The 1,201-nt window shown below is 61.4% G+C and carries 1 protein-coding gene; it reads left to right on the top strand.

Translation table 11 applies throughout. The annotated features are described in order from the left end of the window. The first annotated feature begins 222 nt into the window (after positions 1–222). A complete protein-coding gene (locus tag MKK55_RS17905; RefSeq protein ID WP_243936886.1) occupies positions 223–954 on the top strand; it encodes a Crp/Fnr family transcriptional regulator in 732 nt (243 codons plus the stop codon). Positions 955–1,201: the final 247 nt, after the last annotated feature.

Genomic DNA, 1,201 nt, shown 5'->3' with positions numbered 1-1,201 from the left:
CCTCGAAGCCTTCCAGCTTCCGGGTGAGTACCTGCTGCATCACGCCTCGGCATGGTGACGTCGGCTCCCCTCATATGTCGGAAACCCAACCAAACAAATTATCATTTGACGATTTGGTTGCATAATCCCCTGCTTTTGTTTACGAACGGATGGATTGCCTGCCGAGCGCTCGGGCGCAGGTAGTTGAGGGCTCGTGCTCCCGCCCTTTTCAGGACGGGTTCATTGAAACAGCCCTTACAGGCTACCTACCGCAATCGGCTGCTTGTCGGCTTTACGCCCGCCGATTTCGCCTGGGTGCAGAACCATCTCACTCCAGTCGTACTCAGGGTCGGCGACGTGCCGATGCCGGCCGCTACTCCGCTCACGCATGTCTATTTCGTTGAGCAGGGCATCGTCTCGCTCGTAGCGCGCTCCTCGGACGGCGAACAGGCGGAGATCGGACTGGTCGGCTACGAGGGCGTGGTCGGCCTCCCCCTCATCCTGGGATCGGATCGCGCGCCGTACGACGGCCAGGTTCAGATGGCCGGCCTCGCGTGGGCAATGCCGGCTGAAGCCCTTCATGCCATGCTGCAGCGGAGCGCCGCCTTCAGCGAGAGCCTGCTGCGTTACGCACAAGCCTCCGCTGTACAGGTGGCCAGCACGGCACTGGCCAACGCGCGCTATACGCTGGCAGCCCGTCTCGCCCGCTGGTTGCTGATGTGCCACGATCGGGTCGAGGGGGACGACCTGCCGACGACCCACCGCTTCTTGTCCGTGATGCTCGGCGTGAACCGCACTGGTGTCAGCGAGGCGATGGCCGCTTTGGAACGGGCCGGGGTCATCGCAACGAAGCGTGGGACCATCACCATCCGGGACCGCGAAAAGCTGATTGCTCAAGCGGGCGCCTGCTACGGAATGCCGGAGGTGGAGTACGATCGGCTTCTCGGGCCTACAACGTCGACCCCAACAGTCTGATCGACATTTTCAAAGATCTAGGCCGGGCTACGCCAAGCGCTGCCGCAATCGACCAATCAAATGATGCAAAATACGCATGCCGCACCCCCTTTCGCGCTCGGTGGTCGGCTTCGACCTCCGGTTGTATGGTAAGAAATTCGCCTCTATTTGGAGACCGCATGTCAGCATACGCCAGGCCAAGAGATCTGCCTGAAGGCGAGATTACATTCCGGGGACGCGGTCAGGGGGTCCTGACCGGCTTCAAACT

Source organism: Methylobacterium sp. J-059 (genome assembly GCF_022829485.1).
GTDB lineage: Bacteria > Pseudomonadota > Alphaproteobacteria > Rhizobiales > Beijerinckiaceae > Methylobacterium.
Note: the sequence above shows the minus strand (reverse complement) of the source record. Positions and strands in the feature narration are given on the sequence as shown.